Source organism: Aeromonas sp. R5-1 (assembly GCF_040908265.1).
In the GTDB taxonomy this organism is placed as follows: Bacteria; Pseudomonadota; Gammaproteobacteria; order Enterobacterales; family Aeromonadaceae; genus Aeromonas; species Aeromonas caviae.
Genome location: NZ_JBFODJ010000056.1, coordinates 67,862 through 84,570 on the forward strand (window position 1 = coordinate 67,862; position 16,709 = coordinate 84,570).

The 16,709-nt window shown below is 63.5% G+C and carries 13 protein-coding genes; 4 read left to right on the forward strand and 9 right to left on the reverse strand.

The window, feature by feature from the left end; translation table 11 throughout:
- Positions 1–205: 205 nt before the first annotated feature.
- Both AB5Y64_RS08760 and AB5Y64_RS08765 read left to right on the forward strand, forming a co-directional pair.
- Positions 206–619, forward strand: a complete 414-nt coding sequence (locus AB5Y64_RS08760) for an Hsp20 family protein (RefSeq protein ID WP_010672291.1) — start codon at positions 206–208, stop codon at positions 617–619.
- Between the two features lie 92 nt (positions 620–711).
- Entirely contained in the window at positions 712–1,152 is a 441-nt protein-coding gene (locus tag AB5Y64_RS08765; protein WP_010672292.1) for an Hsp20 family protein, read from the forward strand.
- A 73-nt stretch (positions 1,153–1,225) separates the two neighbouring features.
- Here AB5Y64_RS08765 and AB5Y64_RS08770 read toward each other — a convergent pair whose 3' ends face one another.
- Entirely contained in the window at positions 1,226–2,476 is a 1,251-nt protein-coding gene (locus tag AB5Y64_RS08770; protein WP_039040650.1) for a valine--pyruvate transaminase, read from the reverse strand.
- A 283-nt stretch (positions 2,477–2,759) separates the two neighbouring features.
- On the opposite strand from AB5Y64_RS08770, the gene AB5Y64_RS08775 reads away from it, so the two are divergent.
- Positions 2,760–2,993, forward strand: coding sequence for a hypothetical protein (locus tag AB5Y64_RS08775; RefSeq protein WP_080770057.1), 234 nt, complete (start codon positions 2,760–2,762; stop codon positions 2,991–2,993).
- Here AB5Y64_RS08775 and AB5Y64_RS08780 read toward each other — a convergent pair.
- On the reverse strand, positions 2,923–3,747 hold the full coding sequence (locus AB5Y64_RS08780) for a helix-turn-helix transcriptional regulator (RefSeq protein WP_039040651.1): 825 nt from the start codon (positions 3,745–3,747) through the stop codon (positions 2,923–2,925). The genes AB5Y64_RS08775 and AB5Y64_RS08780 overlap by 71 nt on opposite strands.
- Before the next feature lie 92 nt (positions 3,748–3,839).
- On the opposite strand from AB5Y64_RS08780, the gene AB5Y64_RS08785 reads away from it, so the two are divergent.
- The gene (locus tag AB5Y64_RS08785) at positions 3,840–4,967 is read left to right on the forward strand and encodes a multidrug effflux MFS transporter (RefSeq protein ID WP_039040652.1); all 1,128 of its coding nucleotides are present in this window, start codon (positions 3,840–3,842) and stop codon (positions 4,965–4,967) included.
- A 96-nt stretch (positions 4,968–5,063) separates the two neighbouring features.
- Here AB5Y64_RS08785 and AB5Y64_RS08790 read toward each other — a convergent pair whose 3' ends face one another.
- From AB5Y64_RS08790 to AB5Y64_RS08820, 7 genes are all read right to left on the reverse strand, one after another.
- Entirely contained in the window at positions 5,064–5,747 is a 684-nt protein-coding gene (locus tag AB5Y64_RS08790) for a response regulator (RefSeq protein ID WP_039040653.1), read from the reverse strand.
- Positions 5,748–5,785: 38 nt separating this feature from the next.
- Positions 5,786–8,374 (reverse strand): sensor histidine kinase KdpD, encoded by a 2,589-nt coding sequence (locus AB5Y64_RS08795; protein ID WP_039040654.1) that lies wholly within the window; start codon positions 8,372–8,374, stop codon positions 5,786–5,788.
- Positions 8,375–8,476: 102 nt separating this feature from the next.
- Positions 8,477–9,004, reverse strand: a complete 528-nt coding sequence (locus tag AB5Y64_RS08800) for a potassium-transporting ATPase subunit C (RefSeq protein ID WP_039040655.1) — start codon at positions 9,002–9,004, stop codon at positions 8,477–8,479.
- A gap of 58 nt (positions 9,005–9,062) precedes the next feature.
- Positions 9,063–11,120 carry a potassium-transporting ATPase subunit KdpB gene (gene kdpB / locus AB5Y64_RS08805; RefSeq protein WP_052258870.1) on the reverse strand — a complete coding sequence of 686 codons (2,058 nt, stop codon included), beginning with the start codon at positions 11,118–11,120 and terminating at the stop codon, positions 9,063–9,065.
- A gap of 55 nt (positions 11,121–11,175) precedes the next feature.
- On the reverse strand, positions 11,176–12,858 hold the full coding sequence (gene kdpA / locus AB5Y64_RS08810) for a potassium-transporting ATPase subunit KdpA (RefSeq protein ID WP_039040657.1): 1,683 nt from the start codon (positions 12,856–12,858) through the stop codon (positions 11,176–11,178).
- Positions 12,859–13,306: 448 nt separating this feature from the next.
- Positions 13,307–14,656: a glutathione-disulfide reductase gene (gene gorA, locus AB5Y64_RS08815; protein ID WP_039040658.1), complete on the reverse strand. Its 1,350-nt coding sequence runs from the start codon at positions 14,654–14,656 to the stop codon at positions 13,307–13,309.
- A gap of 76 nt (positions 14,657–14,732) precedes the next feature.
- Positions 14,733–16,691, reverse strand: a complete 1,959-nt coding sequence (locus AB5Y64_RS08820; protein WP_039040659.1) for an ATP-binding protein — start codon at positions 16,689–16,691, stop codon at positions 14,733–14,735.
- Between the last annotated feature and the right edge of the window lie 18 nt (positions 16,692–16,709).

The following is a 16,709-nucleotide window of genomic DNA, read 5'->3' on the forward strand; positions in this document are numbered from 1 at the left end:
ACGGATCATGAGTGGCCCGCAGGCCTATTATCGATCTAATCGGGCCATTTTTGATGGCCTGCATTTCTTTTGTTTTTACCCCTTGAAAGCCAAATGTTGGCCCCTATATAGATAACAAGGCCGGAACGCTCGACAGAGGTTTCGACCAGGCGCCCGTCCATCAGGAGGGCAAACAATCCGTTATCGCTCACAAGAGGGTAATACTATGCGTTCTATCGACTTTTCTCCGCTCTATCGTTCTGCCATCGGCTTCGATCGTCTGGCCACTCTCATCGAATCTGCGGCCAGCAATGGCAATGCCGGCTATCCCCCCTACAACATCGAGCAGCTGGGTGACAGCGACTACCGCATCAGCATGGCGGTGGCGGGCTTTACCCAGGAAGAGCTGGAGCTGAGCTTCCAGGAAAATCTGCTGACGGTGAAGGGCAGCAAGCAGGCCGACACCGAGCGCAACTACCTCTACCAAGGCATTGCCGAACGCGGCTTCGAGCGTCGCTTCCAGCTGGCCGACTATGTGCGGGTGAAGGGGGCCGACCTCAAGAACGGTCTGCTGCACATCGACCTGGTGCGCGAAGTGCCCGAGGCGATGAAGCCCCGCAAGATCGAGATCAACGGCTGACAGCCTGACCTCGTTGCATTGCTGATGTTTCCCGGGTGCCGATGGCGGGCCCGTGGAGAGTAAACCCTGTTGCTTTATAGAAGGATAGGATCATGCGTAACCTCGATTTTTCTCATCTCTATTCCAATGCCGTCGGCTTCGAGCGGATGGCCCGCGAGCTGGAAGGCCTGTTCGATCAGAAGACCTCGGCCTACCCCCCGTACAACATCGAAAAGCGGGATCACGACAGCTACCTCATCACGGTTGCCGTGGCCGGTTTCGATCGCAATGAGCTGGAGCTGGAGACCGAAAATGGCACCCTCAAGGTGAAGGGGCGCAAGGTCGCCACCATGGGCGAGCGCCAGTTCCTCCATCAGGGGATCGCCGAGCGGGACTTCGAGCTCGCCTTCAAGCTGAGCCAGCACGTGGAAGTGCAGGGGGCCAGGCTGGAGCACGGTCTGCTGACCATAGAGCTGGCCCGGGAGCTGCCGGAAGCGCTCAAGCCCCGCGCCATCCCCATCGGCAAACCCGATCAGCTGGCACTGCCCGGTTAAACAACATCGCTGACCACCTGATAGAAAAGAGGCCTGCATCTGCAGGCCTCTTTTTTTCATGCCGAAGGGGGAATCAACCGGCGTAGAGGGCGTTGATCTCGTCGGCCAGGATGGCGATGCCGCGACGCACCAGATCTTCGCTCTGGGCATAGTTGAGGCGGATGCACTCCTGGCTGTGGCGCCACTCGGGGTCGTCGATGCCGGGGAAGAAGTAGTGGCCGGGCACGATCAGCAGGTTCTTCGCCTTCAGTCGCTCATACAGCTCCTGGCAGTGGATCGGCAGGTCTTCGAACCAGAGCCAGAGGAAGAGGGCACCCTCCGGCTTGTGGATGTGGAAGCGCGGATCCGGAATGGCCTCGCGCAGCAGCTGGACCGCGAAGGTGGCTTTCTGCTGGTAGAAGGGTTTCACCACCTGCTCGCTCAGGGTGATGATGTCACCGCTCTCGATCATCGGAATGGTGATGGCCGGACCCAGGCTGCCCGGCGCCAGATTGATGATGCCGCTCAGGTTGGTGATGGCCCGGATGATCTTCTCGTCGGCGATGACGATGCCGCAACGGGTGCCCGGCAGGCCGAGCTTGGAGAGGCTCATGCAGAGGATGGTGTTGGCGTTCCAGAACGGCTTGGCGTCGCTGAAGATGATGCCGGGGAAGGGCACGCCGTAGGCATTGTCGATGAGCAGCGGGATCCCCTTGTCACGGGCAATCTGATCGAGGTGCTCGATCTCCTCGTCGGTGAGCACGTTGCCGGTGGGGTTGGTCGGCCGGGAGACACAGATCACCCCGATGTCGTCGCCCACCTGCAGGCTCTCGAAATCCACGTGGTATTTGAACTGGCCGTCGGGCAGCTTCTCGATGGTGGGCTTGTAGGCGACGAAATGATCGTCCGAGAGGGCCGAGTCGGCATAGCCGATGTATTCGGGGGCCAGGGGGAACAGCACCTTCTTCTTGCGACCGTCGGCGAACTCGCCGGCCAGCAGGTTGAACAGATAGAAGAAGGCGTTCTGGCTGCCATTGGTCAGGGCGATGTTGCGGGCGGAGATCTCCCAGCCCAGCTCCTTGCTGAGCAGGGTCGCCAGCGCCTTGGTGAACCTGTCTTTGCCCTGGGGGCCATCGTAGTTGGCCATGGCCTTGATCAGTTCGCCGTTGTCGAGCAGGGTGTTGGCCTCGGCCTGAAAGCGTTCCAGCATGGCGGGGATGGGGGCCGGATTGCCGCCTCCCAGCATGATGGCGTCGGGATTCAGCAGCCCTTGATTGAGGTCGTCCATGAGTTGGGTAATACCGGCGTGGCGAGTGAACTTCTCGCCGAACAAGGAGAATTCCATTCGGTGGCAAATCCAGAGTCAGTTAAGGGGGGAGCTAGCACCATAGCTCACTTCAAAAGCGGGTGTCGATCAAAAAAACGGGGCGTTTCACGTGGAACAGGGTTGCCATGATGGAGGTGGTAAAAAAAACCATTTATAGGTTTTAAAATAACCAACATTCGATTCAGGAAGGGGGGGGGCAGCATCAAAAAATTATTTATATCAATAAAATCATGCTGTTACAAATCTGGCACAACTATTGGAATAGCTATCTGGTCATCTCAACCACACCGGAGCACACCAGATGAAGACCCTGATCGCTACCCTGATTGCCAGCAGCCTGAGCCTGAATGCCATGGCCGCCGAGAACCCCAGACCCGAGCTGGATAGCGCCGCCCTGCAACAGGAGATGCTGGCCTTGCAGCAGCAGGCCTCCCATGACGTGGTGGCAGAGGCCATCCACAACCTCAAGCCGCTGGCCCTGGAGACCCTGGTGGTGGAGGCGAGCTCGGCCGATGCGACTCATCCCGAGAGTTGAGGTAGCGCAAGGGGGTCTGCCCCGTGTGCTGCCTGAAGAAGGCGATGAAGGCGCTGTCGCTGGCGAACTCCAGGGCAGCGGCCACCCGGCTGATGGGCTCGGCTTCGGCCAGCAGCTCCATGGCCCGCAGCAGTCGCCACTGCTGGCGCCAGGCCTGGTAGCTCATGCCGGTCTCCCGCATGAAGATGCGGCCTATGGTCTTGTCACTGGCACCCACCCGTTCGGCCAGCCGGTTGAGCCGATCGGGCAGGGTGTCACCCCGCTTTATCTCCTGCAGCCAGCCGGTCAGACGCCCGTCTGACGGCAGCGGCAACTGCCAGGATTCCCGCGGCGCTTGCGCCAGCTCTTCTTTCAATAATGCCAGTGTGCAGGTTTGTTCTGCTTCCGGCTTGTCCCACGGCCAGAGCGCCATCCGCTCGATGATCTCCCGCAGCAGCGGGTTGACGGCCAGCACCGCCATCTCGTTTGGCAACGCGGGCTCCGGCTGGAAGTAGAGGGAGCGATAGGCCACTACCCCGCGCATCAACACCCGGTGGGGCAGGCCTGCTGGCAACCAGGCCGCTCGCGTCGGCGGCAGCAGGCAGACCTGATCGTCCAGCTCTATGGTCATGCAGCCTGCCTGGGCGAACAGCAGCTGGTGGCGCTGGTGCTGATGGCGGCCGGAGTCGTGCCAGCCGAGGGCGGCGGCAATACCGATGGCGCTGCCGTCGTGCTGGTCCGGATCAAAGGGGTGATCGGGAAGAATAAAGGCCATGTGTCCGATTCTTGCTGTTTATAGTCCGCCTTATTGTAATCGGACATGTTATCCCTCTCTAGAATGGCGACCTCTTGTGAAGGAGGTGTGTCATGAACAACAGGTTGCCACCGCGCTGGCTGGTGGTCGGATTGATGATGTTTCCCCAGATAGTGGAGACCATCTACAGCCCGGTGCTGACCCATATCGCCACTGAGTTTCGGGTGAGCGAGGGGCTGGCGTCCCAGACCCTGTCGGTCTATTTTCTGGCGTTTGCGGCGGGCGTGGTCTGCTGGGGCAGGTTGTGCGATCTGGTCGGGCGGCGTCCCGCCATGCTGGCGGGGCTGCTGACCTATGGCGCCGGCACCCTGCTGGCGTTGCTGGCCACTCAATTTGAAACCCTGCTGCTGGCCCGGGTCATCGCGGCCTTCGGCGCCGCCGTGGGTTCCGTGGTGACCCAGACCATGCTGCGCGACAGCTATCAGGGCAGCGATCTGGCGCGGGTCTTTTCGGTGATGGGCATCGCGCTCTCCCTCAGTCCGGTGCTGGGGCTGGTGAGCGGCGGCCAGCTGGCGAGCGGGTTCGGCTATCTCGGGGTATTCGGCGCCCTGCTGGTATTGGCAGTTGGATTGCTGCTGGTCACTTGCTGGCAACTGCCGGAAACCCGCCCGGCCATCACTCAGAGGGTCGCACTCTGGCCGCTGGCCTGCCGGATGGTGCGTGATAGCGGCTTGTGGCGCAGCGCCGCCCTGGTGGCGCTGTTCAACACCATGCTGTTCGGCTACTACAGCCTGGCGCCGTTTCTGTTTGCCAGTCTGGGGCTGAGCGCGGGGGAATTTGGTTACTCCGGCATCGTGCTGGCGCTGGCGACCCTGGTGGGCAGCCTGCTCAACAAGCGCCTGCTGGGCCGTGGCTGGACGCCTGCCTCGTTAATACGGCTCGCCGCCGTGCTGGCGTTGGGTTCGGGTTGGCTGGTGTGGGCCAGTCAGGCATCGCTCTGGTTTCTGCTGCCCATGACGGGAGTGGTGATCGCGTTCGGGCTGGCTATCCCCAATGTGCTGAGCCAGGCGCTGCTGGCCTATCGGGAGGTGGCGGGCAGTGCCGGGGCCCTGTTCGGGCTTGGCTACTACCTGCTACTCAGCCTGGGGTTGGCGGTTGCAGCCAGCTTGCAGGATCTCGGACTGCTGTTCGGGGGATGCGGTCTGTTGGCACTCTGTTGTTGCTGGCGTCGTTCCACGTGAAACATCAGCTGCCGATAAAGCGGTAGCCGATGCCGGCTTCGGTCTCGCTCAGGGTGGGTTGCTGGGAATGTTGCCGCCCAGCTTCTTGCTGCAACATCAGCTGCCGATAAAACGGTAGCCGATGCCGGCTTCAGTTTCGATCAGGGTGGGTTGCTGGGGGTTATCTCCCAGCTTCTTGCGCAGGCTGGCGATGACGATGCGCAGGTAGTGAGTGTCCTCCTTGTGGCTCGGTCCCCAGATGTCGATGAGCAGTTGGGTCTGTTGCACCAGCTTGCCGGGGTGGCACACCAGCGCCTGCAACAGGGCGAACTCCTTGCGGGAGAGGGGGATCTCCTCGCCCTGCAAGGTCACCTTGTGGCTGCTGCTGTCCAGGGTCAGGCCACAGTGGGGGAAGTGTCGACACTCGCCGCTGGTGGCACCGACTCGCTGGCGCAGCAGCACCCGGATACGGGCCATCATCTCCCCGACGCCGAACGGCTTGCTCATGTAGTCGTTGGCCCCCGCATCCAGCAGCCGCACCTTCTCCTGCTCCGAGTCCCGCGCCGAGAGCACCAGCACGGGATTGGCGTGGTGCTCGCGGATGGCGTGCAGGATTTGGATGCCATCGCCATCCGGCAGGCCGAGGTCCAGGATCACCAGATCGGGATTGAGGTGGCGATACTGCGCCATCCCCTCGGTGACGCCGACCGCCTCGCTCACCTGATGTCCTTCGGCGATCAGGCTGATCCGCAAAAAACGGCGGATGGCCGCCTCGTCGTCGATGACCAGTATGTGAGCCATTCAGCCTCCCGTTTGCTGATTGAAAAGGGCGGCGACCATCAGGCCGCCGGTGCGTTGAGGGCCAGCGGCAGGGAGATGCGCATGCAGGTGCCGTTGCCGTTGGGGCCGGCGAATGCCCAGATGCGGCCGCCGTGGACCTCTATCATAGCGCGGGAAATGGCGAGGCCAAGCCCGGTGCCGCGGCTGCCGCAGTCGCCGACCGGCTGGGTGTAGAACAGATTGAAGATCTTGTCCCGATCCGACTCGGCGATGCCGACCCCGATATCGATGATGTCGATGATGAGGTCGGGGTCCGCCAGCATCACCTTGAACTCGATGGGGGTGCCGGCCGGCGAGTAGCGGGAGGCGTTGTCGAGGATGTTGACCAGCACCTGCTCGATCAGGGCACCGTGCACATAGAGCCGGGGGATCTGCTGATCGAAGTGCACCAGCAGCTTGTGCTGGCGCCAGGAGGAGTCGAGTCTGCGGCGGGCGCTCTCCACCAGGTCAGCCAGGTCAACCCAGTCCCGTTTCAACTGGAAGTCCGGTGAGCCGATGCGGGTCATGTCCAGCAGGTTTTGCACATAGCCGTGCAGGCGGCGCGCCTCGTCCTGCACCGAGTGCAGCAGTTCGATGCGGTCCTCCGCACTTATCCGGTCCCCGTATTCCAGCAGGGTGCTGCCGGCCCCCATGATGGTGGCCAGCGGCGTCTTCAGGTCGTGGGAGACCGAGGAGAGCAGGGCGGCGCGCATCCGGTCGGTCTCCGCCTGCAACTGGCTGTCCGCCAGCCGCTCGTTGAGATCGATCCGCGCCAGGGCGGCGCGGATATCGGTGAGCAGGGCCTGCAGCTGGTGCTCGGCGGCGGAGGTGAGCGGGCTGGCCAGCCGGATGCCCAGCACCAGGTCATCGCCGAGGTGATGATACTGAGCCTCGGCGGCGTTGAGGGTGGCGGTATGGGCACCAGCGCTCTGCTTCTGGGCCAGGCACCAGTCAATGGCGGCCTTGTCGGTCTGGCCCGGCCCGGTCTGGGTGTCACCGGCCCGGTACTGGTAATCCCCATCGAGCGCGAACACGGGCTGCCCAAGGGCGAGGGCGATGGCCTGGGTTCCCTGTCTCAGCACGTCCACCGGGCTGCTGGCGGTGGCCAGTCCCTGGCTCAGGGAGAGCAGGGCGTTGCCCAGTTGCTGGGTCTCGCGCAGGCTGACCAGTTGCTGACGCTGGCGGGAGGCGAGGCGCCCGGCCGCGATGCCGACGATGAGCAGCACGAACAGGGTGAGCAGGTCGCTGTGGCTGGCCACGCTCAGGGAGAAGTAGGGGAAGGTGAACAGCAGATTGTGGCCGACGAATCCCAGCACGGCGGCCAGGATGGCGGGGACCAGGCTGGTGGTGAGCGCGGTGGCCAGTACCCCCAGCACGAACAGCATGGGCAGGGAGGCGGGGGGCAGCCAGTGGGAGAGGGCCCAGACCGCGGCCGAGGTCCCCCCCATGATGGCCACCGCCAGCAGGCTCTGGCGAAGCTCACCCGGGCCTGCCGTTGGCAGGGTCAGACCGGGCTTGCGCTTCTCGGTATCCACCAGCGTGATCTCGAATCCCTGCGCCTGTTTGAGCAGGTGCTGTACCAGGGATCGACGCCAGGGCGGGTTGCGGGATTTGCCGAGCAGCAATTGGGAGACCTGCTGCTGTTCGGCGGTCTCCAGCAGGGCATCGGCCACGGCCGGGCTGGAGAGGGTCAGCACCCTGGCCCCCAGCTGGGAGGCGAGGGCCAGCGCCTGCTCCAGCTCGGGGGAGCGTTGCCCCTTGCTGTCGATGTGCACCACCAGCCAGGGCAGTTGCCTGCGCTGGGCGAAGCGGTGGCCGTAACGCACCAGGGCGGCGCCGTGCTCATCCCCGATGCAGACCATCAGCTTGCCCCGCAGCGGCAGTGTGGTCTTGCCGGCGGCCTGCCACTGCAACTGCAGATCCCCCTCCACGTGGCTGGCGGCGGTCTGCATTGCCAGCTCCCGCAGGGCGGTCAGGTTGTTGAGGGAGAAAAAAGACTGCAGGGCGGCCTTGGCCTGGTGGGGCACATAGACCTTGCCCTCCTTGAGGCGGCCGAGCAGCTCCTTGGGGGGGAGGTCGATCAGCACTAGGCTGTCGGCCTCCAGCAGCACCTGATCCGGCAGGGTCTCCTTGACCCTGACCCCGGTCAGCTGCCACACCAGATCGTTGAGGCTCTCCAGGTGCTGCACGTTGAGGGTGGTATAGACATCGATGCCGGCGCCCAGCAACTCCTCCACATCCTGCCAGCGCTTCTCGTGGCGGCTGCCGGGGGCGTTGCTGTGGGCCAGCTCGTCCACCACGGCGATGGCGGGTTTTCGCGCCAGCAGGCCGTCCAGATCCATCTCCTCCAGTCGCTGCTGGCGGTGCAGGTGCAGCTTGCGCGGCTGGATGGCGAGCTTGTCGAGCAGGGCCAGGGTCTCCTGGCGGCCGTGGGTCTCCACCACCCCGATCAGGATGTCGACTCCCTCTCTGGCCTGCTCCCGCACCGCCTGCAGCATGGCGTAGGTCTTGCCGACGCCGGGGGCCGCGCCGAGAAACACCTTCAGCTTGCCCCTGTGCTCCTGCTCCAGGCTCGCCAGCAGGGCGTCTGCCCTCACTTCATCACGCATCCCCGTGCTCCCGTTGCATCGGCCGAACTGCGGCCGTGACCTCATTGCTCATGCTTGTCCCCGTTGTCGAAAGGGAGCCTTCCCGAACGGCAAGGAGCGCCCTCAGGCGCCCTTTTGATGATCGAGTTGCAGGTTCAACTGGAGAATGTTGACCACCTGCGGGCCAAGGATACCAGCTTGTGCCGCCGACTTGACCTGCTCCGTCAGCTGAACGGGATCCAGCCCCCGTTGCCCTGCGACCCTATCCACCTGGGCCAGCGCTGCATCGAGGGGAAGATGGGGATCGAGGCCGGAGGCGGAGCGGGTCAGCAGGGCGGGGACCCTGGCTTCCGTCTGCGCCCTGGCCGCCGCGGCGGCAAACTCGGCCCGTAGCGGCGAGCTCATCCCCAGGTTGCTTCCGCCGCCACCTATGGTGGCGAAATCGCTGGCGGAGGGGCGGGAGTGGAAGTAGTCGGCCCGCTCGAATTTCTGGGCCAGCAGGGCGCTGCCGACCACCTGCTGCTTGGCGTTGGTGAGCAGGCTGCCGTTGGCCTGCCAGGGGAAGAGCAGCTGGGCCAGCCCGGTGACGGCCAGCGGATATGCCACCCCCAGCAGCAGGGTCAGGGTCAGCAGGGTTCTGATTGCTATCATGATTTTTTGCTCCAAAAGATTGATGGGGTACAAGCCAGGCCTGCACCCCGCTATGTAGTCACACTAGGCCCAGGCCGGTGATAACCAGGTCGATCAGCTTGATACCTATGAAAGGCACTATCAGGCCGCCGACGCCGTAGATCAGCAGGTTGCGGCGCAGCAGGCTGGCCGCCGTTCCCTTCAGGCTGACCCCGCGCAGGGCCAGCGGCACCAGCGCGACGATGATCAGGGCGTTGAAGATGATGGCCGACAGGATGGCGCTCTCCGGGCTGCCCAGCTGCATCAGGTTCAGCGCCCCCAGCTGCGGATAGGCGGCGATGAACAGGGCTGGCAGGATGGCGAAGTACTTGGCCACGTCGTTGGCGATGGAGAAGGTGGTCAGGGCGCCGCGGGTCACCAGCAGCTGCTTGCCCACCAGCACCACGTCCAGCAGCTTGGTGGGGTTGGAGTCGAGATCCACCAGGTTGCCCGCCTCCTTGGCGGCCTGGGTCCCCTCGTTCATAGCCAGGCCCACGTCGGCCTGGGCCAGCGCGGGTGCGTCGTTGGCGCCGTCCCCGCACATGGCGACCAGCCGGCCGTCGGCCTGCTCCTGGCGGATGTAGGCCAGCTTCTTCTCCGGCGTCGCCTCGGCGATGAAGTCATCCACCCCGGCCTCGGCGGCGATGGCGGCGGCGGTCAGCGGGTTGTCACCGGTGATCATCACGGTGCGGATCCCCATGTGGCGCAGGATCTGGAAGCGGGCCTTGATGCCCGGCTTGATGATGTCCTTGAGGAACACTACCCCCAGCAGCTTCTCGTGGGTACAGACCAGCAGCGGGGTGCCGCCCTGGCGGGCGATGTTGTCCACCGATTTGAGGATGAGCTCGGGCACCGCCTTGCGATCGAGGGAGAGGTAGCGTAGCACCGCGTCCACCGCCCCCTTGCGATAGTGATGGCCGTTGCGATCCAGCCCGCTCAGCCGGGTCTCGGCGCTGAAAGGGATGATGATGTCGCTCTCCAGCTGGCTCGGTCTGGTGTGGCTCTTGCCCGCCAGGGTCAGGATGGATTTGCCCTCCGGCGTATTGTCACCGAGCGAGGCCAGCATGGCGGCCTGGGCCAGCAGGGAGGGGTCCACGCCGGGGGCCGGGATCAGCTCGTCCGCCATCCGGTTGCCGAAGGTGATGGTGCCGGTCTTGTCCAGCAGCAGGGTGCGCACGTCGCCGGCGGCTTCCACCGCCCGGCCCGACTTGGCGATCACGTTGAGCTTCACCAGCCGGTCCATGCCGGCGATGCCGATGGCGGAGAGCAGGCCGCCGATGGTGGTCGGGATCAGGGTGATGAACAGCGCCAGCAGATAGAGCCGGGGCACCTGGGTGCCGTTGTAGTCGAGGAACCAGGGCAGGGTGGCCACCACCAGCAGGAAGATCAGGGTCAGCCCTACCAGCAGGGCGTCCAGCGCCATCTCGTTGGGGGTCTTCTGCCGCTTGGCCCCTTCCACCAGGGCAATCATGCGATCCAGCGTACTTTCGCCCGGGTTGTTGGTGATACGCACCCAGATCTCGTCGGAGACGACGGTGGTGTTGCCGGTCACGCCGCTGCGGTCGGTGCCGGACTCGCGGATGACGGGGGCGGATTCGCCGGTGATGGCCGCCTCGTTGACCGAGGCGATGCCGGCGACCACTTCGCCATCGGCCGGGATCATCTCGCCGCTGCGCACCAGCACCAGGTCGCCCTTGAGCAGGCTGGTGGCCGGTACCCATTCGCCCTTGTCATCCTGCGGGCTGGTGACCCGACGAGCCTTGAGCTGGCTCATGCCGGCCTTCAGGCTGTCGGCCCGCGCCTTGCCGCGACCCTCGGCCAGGGTCTCGGCGAAGTTGGCAAACCAGAGGGTCAGCCAGAGCCAGGCGGTCAGCTGCCAGGCCAGCGAGGGGGCGACGCCGGAGAGCGGCTGCCCCAGCAGGGACTCCAGGGTCGCCATCACGGCCGCCAGCCAGAGGGTGAACAGGATGGGGCTGCCGAGCAGCGCCCTGGGGTTGAAGCGATAGAGGGCTTCCACCATGGCCTGCAGGATCTGTGATTTCTGTTTCTTGCCCTTCACCTGAATGGTGTCGGTGCTCATTGAAGCGGACTTGCTCATTGGAAAGCTCCCTGCATCGAATAGTTGGTCACGCAGATCATTCGGGTGTGCAGCATCAGAAGGCTCCTCCCAGCAGACTCAGGTGTTCCGCCACCGGGCCCAGCGCCAGCACCGGCAGGAAGGAGAGACCCCCCATCAGCAGCACGGTGACGATCAGCAGAGTGATGAAGAGCGGGCCGCTGACGGGGAAGTCCCCCTCGCTTCGCTCCTGACGCGGGGCGCGGGCCAGCTGGCCGGCGATGGCCAGCACCGGAATGATGTAGCCGAAGCGGCCGAGCAGCATGGCCAGCCCGATGGCGATGCACTGCCAGCTGTCGGCGGCGGCAAAGCCGGCGAAGGCGGAGCCGTTGTTGCCGGCGGCCGAGGCGTAGGCATAGATCAGTCGTGACAGGCCATGGGGGCCATCGTGACCGATGACGGTGGCGGAGTTCGGCATCAGCAGGGTAATGCCGCCGATCACCAATACCCCGACCGGCATCACCAGCATGCTGGCGACCACCCACTTCATCTCGGTGATGCCGAGCCGTTTGCCCAGATAGGTTGGGGTGCGCCCCACCATCAGGCCGCACAGGAACACGGTCAGCAGCACGAACAGCATCATGCCGTAGATGCCGGCCCCGACGCCGCCGAACACCACTTCACCCAGCAGCATGTTGATCATGCCGACCATGCCGGCGAGGGGGGTGAAGCTGTCGTGCATGGCGTTGACCGAGCCGTTGGAGGCGGCGGTGGTGGCCACTTCCCAGATGCTGGACAGTACGGGGCCGAAGCGACTCTCCTTGCCTTCCCAGTTGCCGGCTTCGCTGGTGAGGTGGGCGAGGGCGGGATCCGGCTTCAGCTCCTGGCCGATGGCGAGGCAAAGCCCCAGCACCAGCATGATGGTCATGGCGATGAGGATGGCGCGGCTGTGGGCCAGATCCTTCACGTAACGACCCAGGGTGCAGACCATGGCGGCGGCCAGCGTCAGCAGGGCGACCATCTCCAGCCAGTTGGAGAGGGCAGTGGGGTTTTCGAACGGATGGGCCGAGTTGATGCCGAAGAAGCCGCCGCCGTTGGAGCCGAGCTGCTTGATGGCGATCTGGGAGGCGGCCGGGCCGAGCGGCAGCAGCTGCTCCTGGCCTTCCAGGGCGTGGAACGGCATATAGGCCGACAGGCTCTGGGGCACCCCCTGCCATACCAGCAGCAGCGCCAGGATCAGCGCCATCGGCAGCAGCACGTAGAGGCAGAAGCGCACCAGATCCTGCCAGAAGTTGCCGAGGTGGGTGGTCTGCTGGCGGGCGATGCCGCGAAACAGGGCGATGGCGACGGCGGCGCCGGTGGCGGCGGAGACGAAGTTCTGGGTGGTGAGCCCCACCATCTGGCTGAAGTAGGAGAGGCTGGCTTCGCCGGAGTAGGCCTGCCAGTTGGTGTTGGTCATGAAGCTGACCGCGGTGTTGAAGGCGAGTTGCCAGTTCAACCCTGGCAGTTGCTGCGGGTTGAGGGGCAGCAGCCCCTGCGCCATCAGGATCAGGAACAGCAGGCCGAAACCGGCGCCGTTGAAAGCCAGCAGGCTGAGGGCGTAGGACTTCCAGTCCTGCTCGCGCCCGTCCGTGCCGCAGCAGGCCAGGGTGGCGCGCTCAAGCGGGGCCAGCCAGCGACTCTTGCCTTCAAACACCCGATACAGGTAGTTGCCAAGCAGAGGCGCCGGCAGCAGCACCAGCAGCACGAACGCGACGGGATAGATGATCTCTTGCCACATATCCGGTTCCTCACTCATGGGTGCGCGCGAGGGCGCGCAGCAGATAGCCCGCGAGGGCGAGGACCAGCAGCAGATATAGCCAATTCATAACGACTCCGTTGAGGTAATTAGCGTCAGGGATCGATGCATATCCGTGTCGATCCCATAGGTCTCATTGACGCTGAAAGGGTATGTAGAACGGGCGTAAAGGCGCCATAAAGCCCAATTTGGCTGGCGTAAAATCGGCGTAAAGAAGGCGGGTTTTGCTAGCTGGTTGATGGGCAAGGCACAAAAAACCCGGCCTGAGCCGGGTTTTGGTAGCAAGTGGTGGAAGCTGACCCGATGGTGATGAGGTCAGCTTCAACTCCACTTATCGCATGGTCACAAACTCTTCCGCGCTGGTCGGATGGAGAGTGTAAACACAGTTGTAGAAGCTGGTCTGATAATGACAGGCCAGCTTCAACCCCGCTTATCGCATGGTCACAAACTCTTCCGCACTGGTTGGATGAATGGCGACGCAGTTGTCGAAGTCCGCCTTGGTGGCGCCCATCTTCATGGCGACGCCGAAGCCTTGCAGGATCTCGTCCATGGCGAAGCCGATTCCATGCAGGCCGACCACCTTCTCTTCCGGCCCGACGCAGACCAGTTTCATCCGGGTGGGCTGGCGATGCTGGGTCAGTGCCGAATACATGGCGGTGAACTGGCTACGGTAGACCTTCACCTGATCTTCACCGTATTCGGCGACGGCTTCCGGCTCGGTCAGGCCGATGGTGCCGATGGGCGGGTGGCTGAACACCACGGTCGGCACCAGATCGTAGTTGAGGTGCTCGCCCGGCTTGTTGTTGAACAGCCGCTCCGAGAGGCGGCGGCCTGCCGCGACAGCCACCGGGGTGAGCTGGATGCGGCCGGTGTTGTCACCGACGGCATAGAGGTTGGCGACGTCGGTGTTCTGGAACTTGTCTGTGGGGATGAAGCCCTTCTCGTCCAGGGTGATGCCGGTGGCAGCCAGATTGAGGTTGTCGGTGGCGGGCACGCGACCGATGGCCCAGATGAGGCAGTCCACGGTGAGGTGGCGACCATCTTCCAGTTGCAGGGTCAGGCTGTCGTCTGCGTTCTTGATGACGGCCTTGGGAATGGCGTGGGTGTGCAGCTTGGGCCCTTCCTGCGCCATGATCTCCACCAGGGTCTCGTGGATCATGGGGTCGAAGTTGCGCAGCGGCGCATGCTTGCGCACCACCAGATGGGTCTCGGAGCCAAGAGCCTGCATCACGCCTGCGATCTCCACGGCGATATAGCCGGCACCCACCACGGCAACCCGTTTGGGCTGGCTTTTCAGGTCGAAGAAACCGTCGGAGTCGATACCCAGTTCGGCGCCCGGAATGGTCGGGACCTCGGGGCGGCCGCCGGTGGCAATCAGGATGTGATCGGCGCTGTAGTGCTCGCCGTTCACCTCGACGGTATGGCTGTCGATGAAGCGGGCGAAGCCCTTGATGACAGTGATCTGGTTCTTGCCCAGCACGTTCTGGTAGGACTGGTGAATGCGCCCGATATAGGCCTGACGGGATTCGACCAGCTTGGCCCAGCTGAAGTGGTTGAGCGTGGTGTCGAAGCCGTAGTCGGCGCCATATTTCAGGGCATCGGCGATCTGGCCTGCATACCACATGGCCTTCTTCGGTACGCAGCCGACGTTGACGCAGGTGCCACCCAGCTCTTTGGCTTCGATCAGGGCGACTTTCTTGCCGTACATGGCTGCCCGGTTGGCCGAGGCGATGCCGCCGCTGCCGCCACCGATGGCGATGTAGTCAAAATGCTGTGCCATTGCGAGGTTCTCCGCTCGTTAAGAATGCAGTCACAGCATGATGGGGACAAAGCGGCCGGCCCACAAGAGCCGGTGCTCAGTTCTGCTGGATGGGCAGGCGAATGTGGAACTGGGCACCCTGGCCCGGTTCGCTGGCGCAGTGGATGCGGCCACGCAGCAGCTGGACCACCAGGTTGTAGATGATATGGGTGCCGAGCCCGCTGCCACCCTGGCCCCGCTTGGAGGTGACGAAGGGATCGAAGATGCGCGGTAGTATCTCCGGGGGGATGCCGCGGCCGTTGTCACTGTAGTCGATGACCAGCTCGTCTCCCTGCTGCGCCACCTGGATGGTGATCTTTCTGGGCCTGTCCCAGCCATCGAAACCGTGATGGATGGAGTTGAGGATCAGGTTGGAATAGATCTGGGTGAAGCTGCCCGGGAAGGAGTAGATGCTCAGCTTGGGATCGCACTGGATGTCCACCTCGCACTGGGCCTTCTTGAGCTTGTAGCCGAGGGAGACCACCACCTGATGCAGGTTGTCGGCGAGGCTGAAGTTGTAGCGGGCCTCGGAGGACTGATCGACCGCTACCTGCTTGAAGCTGGCGATGAGCTCTGAAGCGCGTCTCAGGTTGCCTTGCAGCAGTTGCATCGACTCGTCGAGATTCTGGGTGAATTCGTTGAGGTAGGTGCGGGAGAGCTGCTTGGCCTCGATATGCTGCTTGAAGTCGGCCACCCGCTCCTGCAGGTAGGAGGAGGCGGTGACGCTGATGCCGATGGGGGTGTTGATCTCGTGGGCCACGCCGGCAACCAAGGAACCGAGGGAGGCCATCTTTTCCGACTCCACCAGGGTCTGCTGGGCCTGCTTGAGATCGTCATAGGCCTTGCCCAGCTGGTCGTTGGCATCACTCAGGCTGCGGGTACGCTCCGCCACCTTGCCTTCCAGCTGCTCGTTGAACAGGGTGATCTCCCGCTCGACCTTTTTGAGGGGGGTGATGTCATAACCAAAGCCGATCAGGTACTTGAGGTTGGGCCCCTCGTAGAAGGGAGCGAAGGTCCACTGCAGTACCAGCTCGTTGCCCTGCTGGTCGTGCATGGTGATCTCCCTGTCCTCCAGGGCGCCCTGCTCGGCCAGGGTGGCGGCCAGCTCGTCACGCTGCTCCTTGCTGACGAAGAGATCCAGCCAGTTGTGCTGCAACAGCTCCTGGTGGTGATAGCCGGTGAGCAGGATGGCCGCCGGGTTGATGCTGGCGATGTTGAGATCCGGCTCCATGCAGCAGATGACCATGTTGGCGGAGTTGATCAGGGTGGCGGAGAAGTCCCGCTCCTGCTGGAGCTGATCGGCGGCCTGATGGCGGGCCGTGAACTCGTCGTTCAGCCGGGTGCGCATCTGGTTGAGGGTGGCGGCCAGGGTATCGAATTCGTCAGGGGACTTGCGGGGCAGGGGGCGACCCTCCAGGGTCAGCTCCACCGCGAGGCGATCCAGGCTCAGTTTCTGGGCATAGCTGACGATGCGGTTGATGTGACGGATCACCAGATAGTAGATGATGACCAGGATGCAGAACGAGACGACCAGGGTCTTGATGGTCTGGCTGACCAGGATCAGCACGGATTTCTCGATGAGGCGCTGGTAGACCTGCTCCAGGGAAGCGGCGACGAACAACTTGCCGACCACTTCCCCCTGGTAGCTCAGGGTGAACTCGCGGGAGATGTCGTATTGGGGCTGCTCCACCCCCTGGGTGAGCAGAGGTACTTCCGAATTGCCCAGCATCTCCTTGACCATGACGAACTGCATGTTGGGCAGGTTCATGATGCCCTCGATCTGCACCTTCACCTGCTCTTCATCCAGATTCCAGAGACTGGCCGAGATGGGTTGCAGGAAGGAGGCCTCGATCTGGCCGATGCTGGCCTCGATGACGGTCACATCCTTGTTGTAGTCCCAGGCGAGCTGAAGCACGGTGATGAGCAGTGCCAGCACCGTACTGCAGATCAGAATGTAGGAAAGCAGACGATAAGAGAGTCCGTTAAGGCCGACGGCCTTGGAGAAGATTCCTGACATGGCGTCCTTGCGGTCTGG